19 protein-coding genes and 1 tRNA gene are annotated in these 17,766 nt (G+C 73.0%); 6 read left to right on the top strand and 14 right to left on the bottom strand.

What is annotated here, in order from left to right:
• Positions 1-18: 18 nt before the first annotated feature.
• The 3 genes from J2S58_RS19035 to J2S58_RS19025 all read right to left on the bottom strand — a co-directional run bounded on the left by J2S58_RS19035 (position 19) and on the right by J2S58_RS19025 (position 3,220).
• Complete coding sequence (locus J2S58_RS19035; protein WP_205257299.1) at positions 19-1,392, bottom strand: amidohydrolase; 1,374 nt, start codon at positions 1,390-1,392, stop codon at positions 19-21.
• Positions 1,393-1,507: 115 nt separating this feature from the next.
• Positions 1,508-2,797: a L,D-transpeptidase gene (locus J2S58_RS19030; RefSeq protein ID WP_205257298.1), complete on the bottom strand. Its 1,290-nt coding sequence runs from the start codon at positions 2,795-2,797 to the stop codon at positions 1,508-1,510.
• Positions 2,798-2,998: 201 nt separating this feature from the next.
• Complete coding sequence (locus J2S58_RS19025) at positions 2,999-3,220, bottom strand: DUF3618 domain-containing protein (protein ID WP_205257297.1); 222 nt, start codon at positions 3,218-3,220, stop codon at positions 2,999-3,001.
• 61 nt (positions 3,221-3,281) lie between these two features.
• Here J2S58_RS19025 and bcp point away from each other — a divergent pair, with 61 nt between their 5' ends.
• From bcp to J2S58_RS19010, 3 genes are all read left to right on the top strand, one after another.
• Positions 3,282-3,758 carry a thioredoxin-dependent thiol peroxidase gene (gene bcp / locus J2S58_RS19020; RefSeq protein WP_205257296.1) on the top strand — a complete coding sequence of 159 codons (477 nt, stop codon included), beginning with the start codon at positions 3,282-3,284 and terminating at the stop codon, positions 3,756-3,758.
• A gap of 118 nt (positions 3,759-3,876) precedes the next feature.
• Positions 3,877-3,950 (top strand) — tRNA-Leu (locus J2S58_RS19015).
• A gap of 128 nt (positions 3,951-4,078) precedes the next feature.
• Complete coding sequence (locus tag J2S58_RS19010) at positions 4,079-5,368, top strand: hypothetical protein (RefSeq protein WP_205257295.1); 1,290 nt, start codon at positions 4,079-4,081, stop codon at positions 5,366-5,368.
• Positions 5,369-5,440: 72 nt separating this feature from the next.
• On the opposite strand, the gene rdgB is transcribed toward J2S58_RS19010, so the two are convergent.
• The 9 genes from rdgB to clpS all read right to left on the bottom strand — a co-directional run bounded on the left by rdgB (position 5,441) and on the right by clpS (position 11,253).
• Positions 5,441-6,055: an RdgB/HAM1 family non-canonical purine NTP pyrophosphatase gene (gene rdgB, locus J2S58_RS19005; protein WP_205257294.1), complete on the bottom strand. Its 615-nt coding sequence runs from the start codon at positions 6,053-6,055 to the stop codon at positions 5,441-5,443.
• Positions 6,052-6,840, bottom strand: coding sequence for a ribonuclease PH (gene rph, locus J2S58_RS19000; RefSeq protein ID WP_205257293.1), 789 nt, complete (start codon positions 6,838-6,840; stop codon positions 6,052-6,054). Before rph ends, rdgB begins: the two co-directional genes overlap by 4 nt.
• An 83-nt stretch (positions 6,841-6,923) precedes the next feature.
• Positions 6,924-7,739, bottom strand: a complete 816-nt coding sequence (gene murI / locus J2S58_RS18995; RefSeq protein ID WP_205257292.1) for a glutamate racemase — start codon at positions 7,737-7,739, stop codon at positions 6,924-6,926.
• A 39-nt stretch (positions 7,740-7,778) separates the two neighbouring features.
• Entirely contained in the window at positions 7,779-8,441 is a 663-nt protein-coding gene (locus tag J2S58_RS18990) for a rhomboid family intramembrane serine protease (RefSeq protein ID WP_205257291.1), read from the bottom strand.
• A gap of 80 nt (positions 8,442-8,521) precedes the next feature.
• Positions 8,522-9,478 (bottom strand): PLP-dependent cysteine synthase family protein, encoded by a 957-nt coding sequence (locus J2S58_RS18985; protein ID WP_205257290.1) that lies wholly within the window; start codon positions 9,476-9,478, stop codon positions 8,522-8,524.
• Between the two features lie 7 nt (positions 9,479-9,485).
• Positions 9,486-9,785, bottom strand: a complete 300-nt coding sequence (locus tag J2S58_RS18980) for a MoaD family protein (RefSeq protein ID WP_205257289.1) — start codon at positions 9,783-9,785, stop codon at positions 9,486-9,488.
• Positions 9,786-9,893: 108 nt separating this feature from the next.
• Positions 9,894-10,352: a M67 family metallopeptidase gene (locus J2S58_RS18975; protein ID WP_338093214.1), complete on the bottom strand. Its 459-nt coding sequence runs from the start codon at positions 10,350-10,352 to the stop codon at positions 9,894-9,896.
• 62 nt (positions 10,353-10,414) lie between these two features.
• Positions 10,415-10,954 carry a DUF2017 domain-containing protein gene (locus tag J2S58_RS18970; protein ID WP_205257288.1) on the bottom strand — a complete coding sequence of 180 codons (540 nt, stop codon included), beginning with the start codon at positions 10,952-10,954 and terminating at the stop codon, positions 10,415-10,417.
• Entirely contained in the window at positions 10,954-11,253 is a 300-nt protein-coding gene (gene clpS / locus J2S58_RS18965; protein WP_306829307.1) for an ATP-dependent Clp protease adapter ClpS, read from the bottom strand. The genes J2S58_RS18970 and clpS overlap by 1 nt, the downstream gene beginning before the upstream one ends.
• 205 nt (positions 11,254-11,458) lie before the next feature.
• Here clpS and J2S58_RS18960 point away from each other — a divergent pair, with 205 nt between their 5' ends.
• The 3 genes from J2S58_RS18960 to J2S58_RS18950 all read left to right on the top strand — a co-directional run bounded on the left by J2S58_RS18960 (position 11,459) and on the right by J2S58_RS18950 (position 15,412).
• Positions 11,459-12,793 carry a nicotinate phosphoribosyltransferase gene (locus tag J2S58_RS18960; protein ID WP_205257287.1) on the top strand — a complete coding sequence of 445 codons (1,335 nt, stop codon included), beginning with the start codon at positions 11,459-11,461 and terminating at the stop codon, positions 12,791-12,793.
• Complete coding sequence (locus J2S58_RS18955) at positions 12,790-13,374, top strand: isochorismatase family protein (protein WP_205257286.1); 585 nt, start codon at positions 12,790-12,792, stop codon at positions 13,372-13,374. Before J2S58_RS18960 ends, J2S58_RS18955 begins: the two co-directional genes overlap by 4 nt.
• Before the next feature lie 85 nt (positions 13,375-13,459).
• Positions 13,460-15,412, top strand: coding sequence for an alpha-amylase family protein (locus J2S58_RS18950; protein WP_205257285.1), 1,953 nt, complete (start codon positions 13,460-13,462; stop codon positions 15,410-15,412).
• Between the two features lie 148 nt (positions 15,413-15,560).
• Here J2S58_RS18950 and J2S58_RS18945 read toward each other — a convergent pair whose 3' ends face one another.
• Both J2S58_RS18945 and serB read right to left on the bottom strand, forming a co-directional pair.
• Positions 15,561-16,457, bottom strand: coding sequence for an aminoacyl-tRNA hydrolase (locus J2S58_RS18945; RefSeq protein ID WP_275889417.1), 897 nt, complete (start codon positions 16,455-16,457; stop codon positions 15,561-15,563).
• A gap of 49 nt (positions 16,458-16,506) precedes the next feature.
• Positions 16,507-17,754, bottom strand: coding sequence for a phosphoserine phosphatase SerB (gene serB / locus J2S58_RS18940; protein WP_205257365.1), 1,248 nt, complete (start codon positions 17,752-17,754; stop codon positions 16,507-16,509).
• Between the last annotated feature and the right edge of the window lie 12 nt (positions 17,755-17,766).

The following is a 17,766-nucleotide window of genomic DNA, read 5'->3' as shown; positions in this document are numbered from 1 at the left end:
GCCGGACCGGGACACGGGTCAGCGGGCGTCCAGCTCCCCGCGGACCCGGGTGACCCGCTCCCGGACGTCGAGGCGGGCCGCCTCCTCGTCCACGGTCAGCACCACCCGGTCGGCCACGACCTGCCGGCCGGCGATGACGACGTCGGTGACATCGGTTCCGCGGGCGGCATAGCCCAGGAACGACCCGGCGTCGCCGTTGGGCGACGCGGTGATCCCGGACGCGTCCAGCACGATGAGATCGGCCTGCTCCCCGACGGCCAGCCGTCCGGACAGGCCCTGGGACAGCGACCGGGCCCCGCCCCGGGTGGCCATCGACAGCACGGCCGGGGCCGACAGGGCCAGCGGGTCGGTGTGCAGACCGCGTTGCACCAGCGCGCCGGTCTTGATCTCCTCGAACATGTCCAGGGTGTTGTTGGACGCGACCGAATCGGTCCCCAGCCCCAGGGTGACGCCGGCGGCCAGGTACTCGGGCACCGGCGCGATCCCCGCGCCGAGCTTCAGGTTCGACACCGGGTTGTGCGACACGGTCACGTTCGGGCGCGCCAGCAGGTCGATGTCCCCGGGTTCGGGGTGCACCGCGTGTGCGACGTGCAGACGGGTGTCGAACAGGCCCAGCCCGGCGACGTGCGCGATCGGCGACATCCCGTGGTCGGTGAGCGATTGCGCCACCTCCCGTCGGGTCTCCGACAGGTGGATCTGCACCCCCAGATCACGGTCGATCGCGCGTCGGGCGACATCGGCGATGAGATCCGGTGGGCAGGTGTACGGGGCGTGCAGGCCGTAGTCCATGGTGATCCGTGCTTCGCCGGCGAACTCCGCGGCCAGGGCGGGGACCTCGTCGAGAACGACACCGCCGGCCTCCGGCTCCGCCATCGGGAAGGCGACCGCGCCGTAGCCGAACACTCCCGGGGAGGCGCGCACCCGCATCCCGGAGTCGACCACGTCACCGAGCAGCTCCGTGTTCCACGAGAACATGTCGACGAACCCGATCGTCCCCGACCGCAGCATCTCGACCATGGCCAGGCGCAGACCGGCGCGGATGTCCGCGGCCGTCATCCGCACCTCGAACCGCCGCATCTGGGCCAACCACAGATCCAGCGGGAGGTCGTCGCACCAGCCGCGCAGCATCGTCATGGACGAGTGGGTGTGCCCGTTGACCAACCCGGGCGCGACGATCCGGCCGCGGGCGTCGAGATCCTCGGGGCGGGCCGGTCCGCGCACCGGCCCCAGGTAGTCGATGACCCCGGTCCCGGTGTGGAAGGCGATCTCGGCGTCGTCGAGCTGGATCCCGGGCTCGGGGACGATCGTCGCGCCGACGATGCGGCGCACGTGGTCGGGGAAACGGACGGCGGACGGGGACGGCTCGGGCGCGGGCTGCATGGGGTCGGACACGGGTCCGATTGTCACCCGGCCGCACCGCGGAGGACGACAACGGCCCCCCGGCTGCAGGAGCCGAGGGGCCGGACGTCGGAGCGTGGATCTTCGGCCGGGGCCGGGACGGACGGGTCTACAGGGCCGACATGGTCAGCCACTGATCCCACGGGATGGCCCAGTCGTAGATGTCGCCGTCCTCCGCGGACAGGTTCACCGAGGTACCGGTGATCTCCACCGGGTCACCCCACAGGGCGCCCTTGAAGTACTCCTCCGCGTGCTCGGTCGACAGGTTGATGCAGCCGTGGGTCACGTTGCTGCTGCCCTGCGAGCCGACGCTGTTCGGGTTGGCGTGGATGAACTCGCCGTTGTTGCTGATCCGCACGGCCCACTTCTGCGGCGAGTTGGTGTAGCCGTACCGCGGGTTGTTCATGAGCTTGACCTCGTTGAACTCGTTCACCACGTGGATGCCGGAGCGGGTGATCAGGTTCGGGTCGCCACCGGCCTCGCCCTTGCCGTAGGACGCCGGGTAGGTGGCCACGGTGACGCCGTTCTGCTGCACGACCATCTCGAAGGAGTTCACGTCGGCCTTGACGACCTGGTTGCGGCCGATCGAGAAGTCACTGGTCAGGTCCTGGGCGCCGTAGGCGCCGTCGGCGAACTTCAGTCCGTAGACGTTCACCTCGACGTGCACCCGGGTGTTGGCGGGCCAGTACTCCTTCGGCCGCCAGTCCATCGCCCACCGACCGTCGTCGTGCTTGAGCCAGGCCCAGGCACCCTCGACGACCGGGTCCGTGCTCACGGTGACGTTCTTCTGGATGAGGGCGCGGTCCTCGGGCTCGACCCCGAAGCTGACGCTGATCGGTGCGGCGACCCCGACGATCTGGCCGTCACCCGGGTTGACCGTCGTGCGGACCTCGTCCGTGGGCTGCACGGTGGCGTACGTACCGCTGATCGGGACCTGCTTGCCGTCGGTCCCGGTGGCGGTACCCGTCACCGTGTAGGTCTTGCCGAAGCCCAGCTCCTCACCGACCGCCCAGGACGCCTTGTCGGCGGCCACCGTGCCGGCGACCTCCTTGCCCTCGGGGTTGGTCATCACCAGGGAGTCGATGGTGCCCTGGGCCACGGAGATGCTGATGGGCTCGACGGGCGAGATGTCGGTGGCACCGAAGGCCGGACTGGCGGTGACCGCCGCGACGGGCGGCTGGGTGATCGTCGTCGTGGGGGCGGCGCTGGACGCCGACGACGACGAGCCGGAACTCTGCCCCGAGCTCGTGCCGGTGGAATCCGGCACGGCCGCCGACGACTGCCCCGCCGTCTTCGTCGCCGTGACGGTCGTGGCGGACAGCCCACCGGTCGAACAGGCGCTGACCACGGCCAACACCAGGACGAGCAGGGCAGGCGCGAGCCTCCGCGCAGATCGCATACCGATGAACCGCCTCGTGTCGTGTCGGACAGGCGGCCCGACCACGAACACCCGGCGGGTCACCCACGCCGGAAGAGCCCGGCTCCTGAGGATAACCAGCACATCGGTCGGGCCCCCGTCAGCGACGCCTGTGGGACAGATCATCGGCGGACCGGGCAACCCATCGGCCGGAAGCGTCATGGCAGATGGGCGGCCCTGCGGTCAGCGGAACAGGCGCCGCACCACGACGAGGGAGAACAGTGCGCCCACGGCCATCAGCGAGTACTTCACCTTCGGATCGGCCAGCGTCACCCGCAGCGTCCGCTTGCCCTGCTCGACCACGCGCCGGGGGTTCGCCCGGGTGGTCAGCTCGTCGATCGTCACCGCGAGGGCGTCACGCGCCCGCTCGATCTCGGCCTGAATGGTTTCCGCGTCGCGGGCCACCGCAACCTCCCGTGGTCCGGGGGCACCAGGAAGGCGTCCCGCGGCTTATTACCCTAGCCGCATGACAGACACCCCTGTGGACGTGGGCGACCTCGCGCCGCCCTTCACCCTCCCCGACGCCGACGGCAGGCCGGTCTCGCTGGCCGACCACGCCGGCCACCCGGTGCTCGTCTACTTCTATCCGGCCGCCCTGACGCCCGGGTGCACCACCCAGGCCTGCGACTTCACCAGCGCCCGAGGGGATCTGGATTCCGCCGGCTACCAGGTGATCGGGATCTCCCCGGACACCCCGGAGAAGCTGGCCGAGTTCCGCGCCACGGAGAACCTGGGCATCACCCTGCTCGCCGATCCGGGCAAGGACGTGCTGCGGGCCTACGGGGCCTTCGGGGAGAAGAACAACTACGGACGGATCGTCCAGGGCGTCCTGCGTTCCACCTTCCTGGTCGGGGCGGACGGACGCATCGAGAAGGTCTGGCGCAACGTCAAGGCCACCGGGCACGTGGCCCGGTTGCTGAAGGAACTGGGCGTCGCCGGCTGAGACCGACCCGCCCCGGGGCCGGGGGCGGGGCGGGCGCACCGACGGACCGTGCTCGGCCCGTCGGGCGCCGGCACCCGCCCCGTACCCTGTCCCTGCGGCGGACCGTTCCGTCGCCCCCGGGGCCGTAGCCCAATTGGCAGAGGCACACGGTTTAGGTCCGTGCCAGTGTGGGTTCGAGTCCCACCGGCCCCACCCCGGTCGGCCGTCGCACGCCGTCGGCCGCTCACGCTCCGTCCCCCCGACACGCTCCCGATCCCGGCGTCGGGAGCGGAGCAGGCCCGTACGGTGAATCGCGACGACTCACCGCTAAGGGGACAGCAATGACGGCAACGACCGGCTCGGGTGACACACCCCGGGACGACCGCGAGACCGACGCTCGGAACGCCCCGGACGGACACCCCCGGGGCGAGGCCGACACGACGGACGGGCAGACGCAGACCGCCGCGGGATCGAGCCCCGCGCAGGGGTACGACGACGCCCCCACCCACCTCGTCGACCGCAGCGGAGCCACCACCGGCTCGGCCACCGTCGACGGCACACCGGACCGGGCGTCGGACGCCGGAACGGACCGCAGCTCGGGCACGGACGGCACGGGTGAGCCGTACGCGGAGTCGCCGTCGGCCCCCACCCCGTCCTTCGCGGCGGGCCCGGTCGACCGGTCCGAGAACGGCCCGGACACCGGGACCGCCGTCGGCCCGGCCTTCCCGGCCGGCGAGGGCGCACGCCACCCCTCGCCCTACGGCCCGCCCCCGACCCGGGACGACGACCGTCCCGACCGGTCGGAGTCCTCGACCACCGCCGCGGCCGAACCCACCCTGTACTCGTCGGGATACGCCACGCCGGGCCAGGACGCCGCCGCGACCGGATCGGCATCGGGCCACCCGTCCGCTCCGTCCTCGGCGGACACCACCGACACCGCGCGCTACCCGGCCGTGTCGGTGCCGCCGGTCCAGGACCGTTCGCAGGACCAGGACTGGTCCGCCGGGCAGTCCCCCGGGTACACCCCGGGGTACGCGGGAGCCGATGCACCGACCACGTCGATCCCCGGCCCCGCCGACTACGCGCCCTCGGTGCCGGGCCACTCCCCGCTGGTCCCCGCGGCCGCCGAACCGATGGTGATCGCGCCGCCCGCCGGCGCCGCGCTGCCGTCGTCGGGCACCGGCCGGGACCCGGGCGGTCGCGCGGTCGCCGCCGTCATCAGCACCCTGCTGGGTGCCCTGCTCGTCGCCGGTGGGCTGTACCTGGTGGGTGAGTTCGGCTCCCGCCTGGCCACCACCATGCTCGACTCCGGCACCACCGGATCGGTCCGGGACATCATCCTCACCATCGGTGGGGGTGTGCTGATCCTGATCGCCGTCATCCTGAACGGATGGTCTCCCTGGGCCACCCTGTTGCCGGGCATCGCGCTCACCGGCGCCGGGGTGTGGTCGGTCGTCAGCTACGACGGCGCCGACCGGATCGCCGGATTCGTCGATCTCTTCTTCGACTCGGGGCAGTTGGTCAACTGGGGCGTCACCGCCTGGATCCTGATCATCGGCGTCACCCTGCTGGGCGCGTCGATCGCCGCCATCATCGCCCGTGCGGCCGGGCGGACCCGCGGCCGCCCGTGAGCTGACGGTCCCGACGGCGAAGGCCGGGCACCCCGTCATGCGGGTGTGCCCGGCCTTTCTCGTCCGCGGGCCTCAGCGGGCGCGCACCGCCGCCAGCAGCTGCGGGGCCAGCACGGCCAGCGCCCGCCCCCGGTGCGACAGCGCGTCCTTCTCGGCCGGCGCCAGTTCGGCGGAGGTGCGGCCGTCGCCCGCCTCGTCGCTCTCGGCCGGGACGAAGAGCGGGTCGTACCCGAAACCGTTCGCCCCGCTGCCGGCCCGCAGGATGCGGCCGCGCCACTCCCCCCGCACCACCACCGGCTCCGCGCCGGGAACGGCCATCGCGACCGCGCTGACGAACATCGCGCCGCGCCGCTCGTCCGGGACGTCGCCGAGCTGGGCGAGCAGCAGGGCGTTGTTGGCCGCATCGTCGCCGTGCCGCCCGGCCCAGCGGGCGGACAGCACGCCCGGCATGCCGTTCAACGCATCGACGGCCAGGCCGGAGTCGTCGGCGACGGCGATCTCGCCGGTCTCCCGGGCCGCCTGCACCGCCTTGGCCAGGGCGTTCTCCTCGAAGGTGGCCCCGGTCTCCGGCTCCTCCGGGAAGGGCGGCAGATCGTCCAGCCCCAGCACGGTCACCTCGGCCCCGACGATGCGGCGCAACTCGACGAGCTTCTTGGCGTTGCGGGTGGCGAGCAGCACCCGGCTCACGAGCCGGCTCCGGGCCGGGCGGTGGCCAGCGCCTCGCGCTGCAGCTCGGTGATCCGGGCGATGCCGGCCAGCGCGGAGTCGAGCATGGCGTCCAGCGTGGCGCGGGAGTAGGTGGCCCCCTCGGCGGTGCCCTGCACCTCGACCAGCTCACCGGACTCGGTGGCCACGATGTTCATGTCCACCTCGGCGCGGGAGTCCTCCTCGTAGGGCAGGTCGAGCCGCACCCGGCCGCCCACCACCCCCACGGACACGGCGGCGATCTGGCTGGACAGCGGGTTCGGCCGGGCCAGCGCCTTCTGCTCACGCAACAGGGCCACCGCGTCGGCCAGCGCGACGTACGCGCCGGTGATCGCGGCCGTGCGGGTGCCGCCGTCGGCCTGCAGGACGTCGCAGTCCACCGCGATGGTGTTCTCGCCCAGGGCCGACAGATCGACGCAGGCCCGCAGGGAGCGGCCGATGAGCCGGGAGATCTCGTGGGTGCGGCCGCCGATCTTCCCCTTGACCGACTCCCGGGCGCTGCGCTCGTGGGTCGCCGACGGGAGCATGGCGTACTCCGCGGTGAGCCAGCCGAGCCCGGAGCCGTGCCGCCAGCGGGGCACGCCGCGGGTGACGGAGGCCGCGCAGAGCACCTTGGTCCCGCCGAACTCGACGAGGACGGATCCGGCCGGATGGGCCTGGAAACCGCGGGTGAATCGGATGGGCCGGAGTTCGTCGTCGGCCCGGCCGTCGGCGCGGGGTGCGCCCGACGAGGTGGGGCCGGATGAGGTGGTACCCGTGCTGGTCATGGCTGCCAGGCTAGAGGGCTCCCCCGACAACCCCGGACCGTGCCGACGCCCCGTGGGGCGCACGGACCGTCGGTCGCGCCCCCTCAGACCAGGCTGAGCCCGGACACCGCGCTGATCTCGGGGCCGAGGAACCGGCGACCCAGCCGGGCGAACGGCTCGGGGTCGCCGGTGGCCAGGAACTCGTGCCGAGGGGTCACGCCGGCGGGGGCGAGCAGATCGCGTTCGGTGAGCTGCCGGTAGACGTCCTTGGCCGTCTCCTCGGCGCTGGACACCAGCGTCACCCCGTCCCCCATGACCAGGGACAACACACCGGTGAGCAGCGGGTAGTGGGTGCAGCCCAGCACCAGGGTGTCGATGCCGGAGCGCTGCAGCGGCGCCAGGTAGGCCTGGGCGAGACCGACGACCTGGCGCCCGGAGGTGATGCCGCGTTCCACGAAATCCACGAAGGACGGGCAGGCGGTGGCGTGCACGGTGATGCCGGGGTTGGGCGCGAAGGCGTCCTGGTAGGCGCCGGAGGCGATCGTCCCCGAGGTACCGATCACGCCGACCGACCCGGTGCGGGTCACCGCGGACGCCCGGCGCACCGCGGGCCGGATGACCTCGACGACGGGCACGGGGTAGCGCTCGCGGGCATCGGCCAGGCAGGCCGCGGAGGCGGTGTTGCAGGCGATGACCAGCATCTTCACCCCGTCGTCGACCAGGGCGTCGGCCACGGCCAGGGCGTGCCGGCGGACCTCGGCGATCGGCAGCGGACCGTAGGGCCCGTTCGCCGTGTCCCCGACGTAGCGGACGCTCTCCCCCGGCAGTTGGTCGATCAGCGCACGGGCGACGGTCAGCCCGCCGACCCCGGAGTCGAAGACGCCGATGGGTGCGGACGGGTCGAGCGGGTCGGTGCGCACCTTCTCGACGCTACTGCCGGCGGGGACGGCGGGCGTCGGTCAGGCCGCGACGGCGCGTCGCCGCGGCGCATCCGCCCGGGCGACGAGGAATCCGGCGAGCACGCCGCCCAGGGCGCCGAACAGATGCGCCTGCCAGGAGACGGTGACCACCCCGCTGATGTCCCGGACGGCGAGCTGGACGATGCCCGTCCAGAACACCGATCCGTACAGCGCGAGCAGCACCAGCCCGAGCAGGATGTGCTTCCAGGACCGGGTGAACACGCCCCGGGCGACGAGATAGGTCAGCCAGCCGAAGACCAGGCCGGACGCACCCACGGTGTCCGTGCCCGACGGCGAGATCAGCCAGACCCCGAGACCGGAGACGAGCCAGACCAGCACGGTCACGGCCACGAACTGCCGGACACTGCCGATCATCACCAGGAAGCCCAGCACGAGGACGGGCACCAGGTTGGCCAGCAGGTGCGACCAGGAGGCGTGGATGAACGGGGCGGTGAGGATGCCGAGCAGACCGTCCACGCTGCGCGGCTGGATGCCGTAGCGCACCAGGGAGTCGTCGGTCAGCACGTTGACGAGCTGGACCACGGCCAGGATCAGGCCGAACGCGCCGACGGTGATCCCGGCGGCCTTCACGTTGGCGGGCAACAGGGCGCTGCGCTGCTTCGCCGGAGCCGGTCCGGGCATGCCTGGCACGGGAATCGTCATGCACCCAGATTACCGACGGGCCGGGCCGCGACCTCCGGGACGACCCGGAGATCGACCCTGACCGCGGGCCGAGCCGGCCGTCAGGCCCAGAGCTGGCCCTCCAGGCCCGACGCCGCCTCGGCGTCGTCCTGCGCGCCGTAGACGCCCGTGGACAGGTACTTCCACCCGGCGTCGCAGACCACCAGCGCGATGTCCGCCCGGGCCTCCGGGTCGCGGGCCACCTTCGCCGCGATGCCCAGCGCCGCGTGCAGGATCGCTCCCGTGGAGATCCCGGCGAAGATGCCCTCCACCTCGAGCAGTTCCCGCGTCCGGCGGACGGCGTCGTCAGGGCCCACGGAGAACCGGGAGGTGAGCACCGATGCGTCGTAGAGCTCGGGCACGAAGCCCTCGTCCAGGTTGCGCAGGCCGTACACCAGCTCGCCGTACCGCGGCTCGGCGGCGACGATCGAGACGTCCGGCACCTTCTCGCGCAGGTACCGGCCCACGCCCATCAACGTGCCGGTGGTGCCCAGTCCGGCGACGAAATGGGTGATGGTCGGCAGATCGGCGAGCAGCTCCGGACCCGTGGTGTCGTAGTGCGCACGGGCGTTCTCCGGGTTCCCGTACTGGTAGAGCATCACCCAGTCCGGGTGGTCGGCGGCCAGCTCCTTGGCCCTGGCCACGGCGGCGTTCGAACCGCCCGCGGCCGGGGAGGAGATGATCTGCGCGCCGTAGGCCCGCAGTAGCAGCCGCCGCTCCTCCGAGGTGTTCTCCGGCATCACGCAGATCAACCGGTAGCCCTTGACCTGGCACACCATGGCCAACGAGATGCCGGTGTTCCCGCTGGTCGGCTCGATGACGGTGCAGCCCGGCCGCAGCCGGCCGTCCGCCTCCGCCGCCGCGACCATCGCCAACGCGGGACGGTCCTTGATCGACCCCGTCGGGTTGCGGTCCTCCAACTTCGCCCACAGCCGGACGTTCGGGGACGGCGACAGCCGGGGCAGCCCCACCAGGGGGGTGCCGCCGACCGCGTCGATCAGGCTCTCGTACCGCGCCACGAGTGGATCAGCCTCCGGCGACGGTTGCTGAACTGTCGCCTCCGGCGACGGCAGGAAGGATGGTCACCTGGTCGCCGTCCTTCAGCTCGGTGTCGAGTCCGCCGGTGAACCGGACGTCCTCGTCGTTGACGTAGATGTTCACGAAACGGTGCAGGGCACCGTCCTTGACCAGGCGGTCGCCGAGGCCGGAGTAGCGGCTGTCCAGATCGGTGATGACGGCCGAGAGGGTGCTGCCCTCGGCGGCGACGGACTTCTCGCCCTTGGTCACCGGGCGCAGGATCGTCGGCACGGACACGGACACGCTCATGGGGCTCCTCAGCGGATGGATCGGGTGGTGACGTCGGCCGGGACGGCCATCGTCAGGGGCAACGCCGACGGGGTGCGAAACGATCCCGCCCGCGTCCTGTACTGCGGATCAGTCGAGACCGTCCGGGCCGGAGCCGTCGAGATCGTCCGGGCCCTCGTCACCGGGGACGATCTCGACCTCCTCCTCGCCGACCCTGCCGTCCCGGATGCGGAACGACCGGAACTCGTCGGCGTGCGGCTCGCGGGTGGAGACCAGCACGTAGTGGGCCTGGGGCTCCCCGGCGTAGGAGATGTCCGTACGGCTCGGGTACGCCTCGGTCGCGGTGTGCGAGTGGTAGACGACCACGACCTCCTCGTCGCGCGCGTCCATCTCCTTGTACAGCGCGAGCTGTTCGGCGGAGTCGAACCGGTAGAACGTCGGCGACCGCTCGGCGTTGATCATCGGGACCAGCCGGGTGGGCCGGTCGGACCCGGCCGGGCCGGCGATGATTCCGCAGGCCTCGTCGGGATGATCGGCGCGGGCGTGGCCGATGATGGCCTCGACCATGGACCGGGGTATGCGCAGCACGACCCGAGCTTATCGCCGGGCCGCGGTCGCCCCGGCCACCGACCAGCGCGAACGGGGGAAGATCACTGTGCCATCGCGGTGACGAGCGAGTCCTGCACCGCGGAGAGCCAGCGGTAGGTGGCGTACATCGCGGCCTCCGGACTCTGCGGGTCGTCCGCGCCGGGCGGTGGGCCGTCGTCGGTGAGGTCCATCCGCACCCCCAGGGCCAGCCGCACGTCGTTCAGCGCGCCGATCCACGACTGGGCGGCGTCCTCGTCGAGACGGACGGTGCCGCCGCCGCGCGGCAGCGAGTCCAGCAGCGCCACGGCCGCGCCGTCCTTGAGCGCGATGAGCTCGGGCTCGCGCAGCACCCGCAGTGCGGACGACAGCTCGGCGTCGTCGGTGGAGAAGTCGGGCAGCAGCCGGGCCACCGCGGGATCCTCCGGCGGACGCGACGAGCCGACGACCATCCCGGTCATCGCGACGAGCGGGTCGTCCGGGGCCTGTGCCCGTCGGCCGGCCAGCAGCTGCCGGACCTGGTCGACCAGATCGGAGACCAGCGAGGCCTCCTCGGCGGTGAACGAGGCGAAGTACCGGCCGAGTCGGCGGCGGAACGGGCGCATCAGCGGTCCTGGGCCAGGGTCGCCCACAGGCCGGCACCCTGCAGCTTGGTGACGTCGGCCTCCATCTGCTCGCGGGTCCCCGAGGAGACGGTGGCCCGGCCCTTGTGGTGCACGTCCAGCATCAGGGACTCCGCGCGGGGACGGGGGTGTCCGAGCAGCCGCTGGAAGACCAGCGTCACGTACGACATGAGGTTCACCGGGTCGTTCCACACGATGGTGACCCAGGGGGCGTCGGCCGTCACGTCGGTGGCCGGCAGCTCGGTGGTGGTGGGGCTGGGTGCAGCGCTGACCCGGGTCACGACCGGGCCGGTGGCACTCCCGGAGCGTGGCGCCGGGACCGGCAGGGGGCGTCCGGGCCGGCGGACCGGACGTGCCCCGCACCGGATCGCGGCCGGGCGGTGGGAATCGGACACGTCTGCGAGTGTGGCACGGATCGATCGACGCGCGGGGGGCGAGCACACGCGGTCCCCGGCCGCCGGGCGGCCCGGCCTATCGTTGTCCCGCATGAGCCCGAGCCCGTCCCCCACCACCGGTCCGCCCTCCACGGCGCTGTTCACCGATCAGTACGAGCTGACGATGCTGCAGGCCGCCCTGGCCGACGGGACCGCGGACCGGCCCTGCGTGTTCGAGGTGTTCGCCCGCAAGCTGCCCGCCGGGCGGCGGTACGGCGTGGTCGCCGGGACGGGGCGGTTGCTGCCGGCCGTCGAGGCGTTCCGGTTCGGCGAGACCGAGCTGCAACGGCTCACCGGCATCCTCGACACCCGGACGATCGACTTCCTGGCCGACTACCACTTCGACGGCGACATCGAGGGCTACCCCGAGGGCGAGCTGTACTTCCCGGGATCCCCCGTGCTGACCGTCACCGGGACGTTCGCCGCCGTCGTGCTGGAGACGCTGGTGCTCTCGATCCTCAACCACGACTGCGCGATCGCGTCCGCGGCGGCCCGGATGGCCTCCGTGGCCGACGACCGTCCGCTCATCGAGATGGGGTCGCGGCGCACCCACGAGGAGGCCGCGGTGGCCGCGGCGCGGTCGGCCTACCTGGCCGGCTTCGCCACCACCTCGAACCTGGAGGCCGGCCGACGATTCGGCATCCCCACCGCCGGGACGGCCGCGCACGCGTTCACCCTGCTGCACGACGACGAGGCGGCCGCCTTCGCCGCCCAGGTCGCGAGCCTGGGGGTGGGCACCACCCTGCTGGTCGACACCTACGACATCACCGAGGGCATCGCGACGGCGATCCGGGTGGCCGGGCCCGAGCTCGGCGCCATCCGCATCGACTCCGGTGACCTCGGTGTGCTGGCCCGCTCGGCCCGTCGGCAGCTGGACTCCCTCGGCGCCACCGGGACCCGCATCGTGCTGTCCGGGGACCTGGACGAGTTCGCCATCGCCGCCCTGCGGGCCGAGCCGGTCGACGTGTACGGGGTGGGTACGTCCGTGGTCACCGGATCCGGGGCGCCGACCGCCGGCATGGTCTACAAGCTGACCGAGGTCGACGGGCGCCCCGTGGAGAAGCGCAGCGCGCACAAGGTCTCGCACGGCGGCCACAAGCGGGCGATCCGCCGCTACCGGCCCACCGGGACGGCCACCGAGGAGGTCGTCCACCGGGTCGGTGCGGGCACCGTGGCGCCCGTCCCCGAGGAGCACGACCGGGAGATCACCGTGCCGCTCGTGCGGGGCGGGGTCGCCCTCCCGCAGCCCACCCTGGCCGAGTCCCGGGACCACCTGCGGGCCGCCATGGTCAGCCTGCCGTGGGAGGGCCTCAAGCTCTCGCAGGGCGACCCGGCCCTGCGGACCACCCTGCTGGGTGGCGCCGATCCGCACGGGGCGGAGCGATGAGCGAGCGGGTGCACGCCGTCGTCGTGGTGGACATGCAGCACGACTTCGTCGATCCCACCGGGGCCCTGCACGTCCGGGGCGGACCGGACATCGTCGAGGGGGTCGCCGATCTCGTCCGCCGGGCCCACGCCGAGGGCGATCTGGTCGTCTACACGCAGGACTGGCATCCGGCCCGGACCCCGCACTTCGCGGTCGACGGCGGCCTCTGGCCCGTGCACTGCGTCATGGACACCCCGGGCGCGGAGATGGTCGACGGCATCCCGGTGGACGGGCCCGTCATCCGCAAGGGCAGCGGCCCCGAGGACGGCTACTCCGCCTTCTCCGTGCTGCACCTGCCCAGCGGGGAGGTGCGGGAGACCGAGCTCGGCGATCTGATGGACGCCGCGGGGATCACCGACCTGACCGTGGTCGGCCTGGCCGGCGACTGGTGCGTGAAGAGCACCGCCCTGGACGGAGTGGCCCTGGGATACGCCGTCACGGTGCCGCTGACCCTCACCCGGTTCGTCGAACTGCACCCGGGCGACACCGAGCGGGCGGTGGCGGAGATGCGGGCGGCCGGGGTGCGGGTGCTGGACGCCTGAACGACGGGCGCCGGGTGCGTGGCGTCCGGCTCGTGTCCGCACACCCCGTCCGGCACCGGGTACGGCGATCGGCGAGAATTGCCGCATGCGCTGCGCTCCCGGTGATCTCCACGACCTCGCGGCCGAGGTCCTGACCGACTCCCCCGCCCACGAACGGCAGCTGTTCGACCTGCGCCTGGACCGCTGGTTCGCCGATCTGCACGACGGGCTGGCCGCGGTCTTCCCGGCCGCGGCCGTGGGGCCGCTCGAGCGCCGACTGATCGGCACGGCCGCCCGGGCGTTCGCCGACCGCGACCCCGAGCTCAAGGAGCTGGACCTGCGTCGCACGCTGGACGACGCGTGGATCTGCGACCCGGGGATGATCGGCTACGCGACCTACGCCGACAGGTTCGCCGGCACCCTCGCGGGGCTGGGCGACCGGCTCGACTACCTCAGCGAGCTGGGCGTCAGCTACCTGCACCTGATGCCCCTGCTGGAACCCCGGCCGGGCGACAGCGACGGGGGCTACGCCGTCGCCGACTACCGCCGGGTCCGGGCCGACCTGGGCGACACCGGGGACCTGCGAGCCCTGGCCACCGCTCTGCGGGGCCGCGGCATCAGCCTCGTCCTCGACCTCGTCCTGAACCATGTGGCCGAGGAACACGCCTGGGCGGCGGCCGCCCGGGCCGGGGACGCCCACTACCAGGACTACTTCCGGCTCTACCCCGACCGCGCGGAGCCCGACGCCTTCGAGCGGACGCTGCCGGAGGTGTTCCCCGACTTCGCCCCGGGCAACTTCACCTGGAACGCGGAGATGCAGCGCTGGGTGTGGACGACGTTCAACGCGTTCCAGTGGGACCTGAACTGGGCCAATCCGGACGTGCTCGTCGAGTTCGCGGAGATCATCCTGTTCCTGGCCAATCTGGGCGTGGAGGTCGTGCGATTGGACGCCATCGCCTTCCTGTGGAAGCGGCTGGGCACGAACTGCCAGAACCAGCCCGAGGTGCACGCGTTGACCCAGGCCCTGCGGGCGGTCTCCCGGATCGCCTGCCCGGCCCTGGCCTTCAAGGCCGAGGCCATCGTCGGGCCGACCGACCTGGTGCACTACCTGGGCCGCGGGGTGCACCACGGCAAGGTCAGCGACATCGCGTACCACAACAGCCTCATGGTGCAGATCTGGTCGATGCTGGCCGCCCAGGACGTGCGGCTCGCCGCCCACGCCCTGCGGGCCATCCCGCCCATCCCGGCCAGCACCACGTGGGTGACGTACGTGCGGTGCCACGACGACATCGGCTGGGCCATCGACGACGCGGACGCCGCCGCCGTGGGCCTGACCGGCTGGGGGCACCGGGCCTTCCTGTCCGACTACTACTCCGGGTCCTTCCCCGGTTCGCCGGCCCGCGGCCTGGTGTTCCAGGAGAATCCGGCCACCGGCGACCGGCGGATCAGCGGCACCGCCGCCTCGCTCTGCGGGTTGGACGTCGCCCTGCAGGCGGGCCCGGTCCCCGGCCGGGTCGGCGCCGGGCTGGTCGACGCGGCCCTGGCCCGGGTGCTGCTCGGTTACGCGATGGTGTTCGGCTGGGGCGGCATCCCGGTGATCTGGATGGGTGACGAGCTGGGTCTGCGCAACGACCCGGACTGGGCGTCCGAACCGGGCCACGAGGAGGACAACCGGTGGGCCCACCGGCCGCGGATGCCCTGGGACGTGGCCGAGGAACGACAGGACGGCGCCACCGTCGCCGGCCGCATGTTCACCGCCCTGCGGCACTTCGCCACGGTGCGTGCCTCGCTGCCCTACCTGGACGCCACGGTCGAGGCGGAGATCCCCGAGCTCGCCGATCCGGGGATCCTGCCGGTGCTGCGTCGGCACCCGGTCGGGGTGATGCTGCAGCTGTACAACGTGACCGCGGGATGGCGTCCCTGGCCGGGCCACCTGCTGCACGCCCACGGGCTCGCCGACGGCGTCGACGCGTTGTCCGGCACCCTCGTGCAGATCGGGCTGGACGGGAACCTCTGGCTGGCTCCCCACGCCTCGCTCTGGATCGTCCCGCGGGGCTGACGCGCCGGCAGCGACTGCTGTCGGTCGGCACCGCCCTGCGTGCGCCCCCGTCGTCGATCATGACGCTCGGACGTCCCACAGCGGCGTGTCGTGCGCGACGCGCCGCGCGAACGTCCGGATCGACAGCGGGGTCCGGGCGGGTGTCCGGTCAGCGCGGGGCGCGGGCCAGGACGGTGACCGTCCCCGGGGCGATCTCGGTGAACCCGGCGTCGCGCACGGCGACCCACCGGTCCGCACGCCAACCCGCCCGGCCGTCGCCGACCGTGCCGAGCAGCCGCGGCCACTCGGTCGTCCGGCCGTGCACCCGGACCGGGCACCCGGCGTCCCGCCAGCGGCGCAGTGCGTCCTGTTCGTCCGCCGCCATCAGGGCGGCCGCGATCATGCCGGCGTGACCGGTCTGCGCCATCGTCTTGCCCAGGGTCATCGGCACGTCCGGCGGCAGCCACACCTGCAGGACGTGGTCGGCGTCGAGATCGTCGGCCGGTGTCGCCGCGTCCGGGGCCACGTCGGTGCCGCCGACCTGCAGTCGGGAGATCCGTGGGTCGAGGCGGTCGACGAGACCCGGGACCAGGGCGCGCACCTCCGCGGACACCTCGTCCGAAGCCGGTTCCGCGTCCGGGACGGGGACCGGCGCGGTCCCCCGCGCCTCGACCAGCACACCGGGCAGCTCCCCGGCCGCGGCCCAGTGGCCCGCCCGCGCCCGCCGGGTGACCTTGCGGATGTGCCCGGCGCAGTAGTCGGTCACGGCCTCGTGCCACGCGCCGCCGGGCTCGCTGCGTGGGTCGAGACACAGTCGGGCCGCCGCGGAGGCCGCCGCGGCGAGGGCGAGTGTCCACGACGGCGGCTGCTGCCGCTCCATCCGGACGATCAGCTGCATGGCCCGCACCTCGTCGGCGGGCTCCTCCCGGTCGGCCAGCACCCGGTCGGCGGCGAGCGCCATCCACTTCGCGTACCGCGCCCGCAGCGGGGCCAGGGCCCCGCCGATCGGCGCCTGCCCCATCGGGCCCCCGCCCGCCGTCTGATCGCCCGCCGTGTCCTCGGTCATGCCGTCCCCCTCACCCGCACTGCCCTCGCCCCGGTCGCTCCAGCCCCGGTCAGTTCAGCGGAACCCGCCGCAACGAACCGTCGGCGGCGTCGGCCGCCTCGACCTCGTCCCGGGTCAGTCCCAGCATGAACAGCACCGGGTCCAGGAACGGTTGGTTCAACGTGGTGTCGGCGAACCCGGCCACCACCGGCTTGGCGTTGAAGGCGATGCCCAGCCCGGCGGCGGTGAGCATGTCGATGTCGTTCGCCCCGTCGCCGACGGCGACGGTCTGGTTCATCCCGACGCCGGACTCCATCGCGAAGCGGGCCAGCGCCCGGGCCTTGCCGGGCCGGTCCACGATGTCCCCGACGAGGTCGCCGGTGAGCAGGCCGTCCGGGCCGACCTCCAGGGTGTTGGCGGCGACGAAGTCCAGATCGAGCTCGGCGACCAGGTGCTTGGCGACCTGGGTGAAACCGCCGGAGACGATGCCGCAGCGGTAGCCCAGGCGCTTGAGCGTGCGGACGGTGGTGCGGGCGCCGGGGGTCAGCTCCAGGGACCTGCCGACCTCGTCGAGGACGCCGGCGTCCAGCCCGGCCAGCATCCTGACCCGGGCCCGGAGCGAGGCCTCGAAGTCCAGCTCACCGCGCATGGCCGCGGCGGTGATCGTCTCCACCTCGGCGAGGGCACCGGTGTGCTCGGCCAGCATCTCGATCACCTCGCCGGTGATGAGGGTGGAGTCGACGTCGAAGACGATGAGCCGCTTGGCCCGGCGCTCGAGGCCGGCCCGCTCGACGGCGATGTCGACCCCGTCGGCCGCGGCGACCGCCGCGACGACCTGCCGGAGTCGGTCGTCGTCGGGTGCCGAGACGGCCAGCTCGAGTCCGGTGACCGGGTAGTCCGCGACGCGTTTGATGGCGTCGATGTTCACGCCGATCTCGCCGAACCTCAGGGCCAGGGTCCCGACCGTCGCGGCCTGCAAAGGCCGTCCCAGCACGATGACCAGATGGCTGGGCCCGGTGCGGGAATCGGCGCCGTCCGCGGTCCGCACCCGGACGGTCATGTTCAGGGCCGTCATCGACCGTTCGACCTCGGCCCGGACGAGGTCGGGGTCGGCGGTGGTGCCGACCAGCACGCCGAGGGTCAACGCACCCCGGATGACGGCCTGGTCGATGTCCAGCACCTCGACGCCGTGGGCGGCCAACGCGGCGAACAGTGAACCGGTGACACCGGGTCGATCGGCCCCGGTCACGGTGATGGCCAAGCGGCACGTCGGGTCGGTCCCGCCGACCGCGGAGTCGGACGGACCGGGTGCCGACATGCCACCGGCCGC

The organism is Nakamurella flavida (assembly GCF_030811475.1).
Lineage (GTDB): Bacteria > Actinomycetota > Actinomycetes > Mycobacteriales > Nakamurellaceae > Nakamurella > Nakamurella flavida.
The sequence above is the reverse complement of the archived record's forward strand: the minus strand, read 5'-3'. Positions and strand labels throughout refer to the sequence as shown.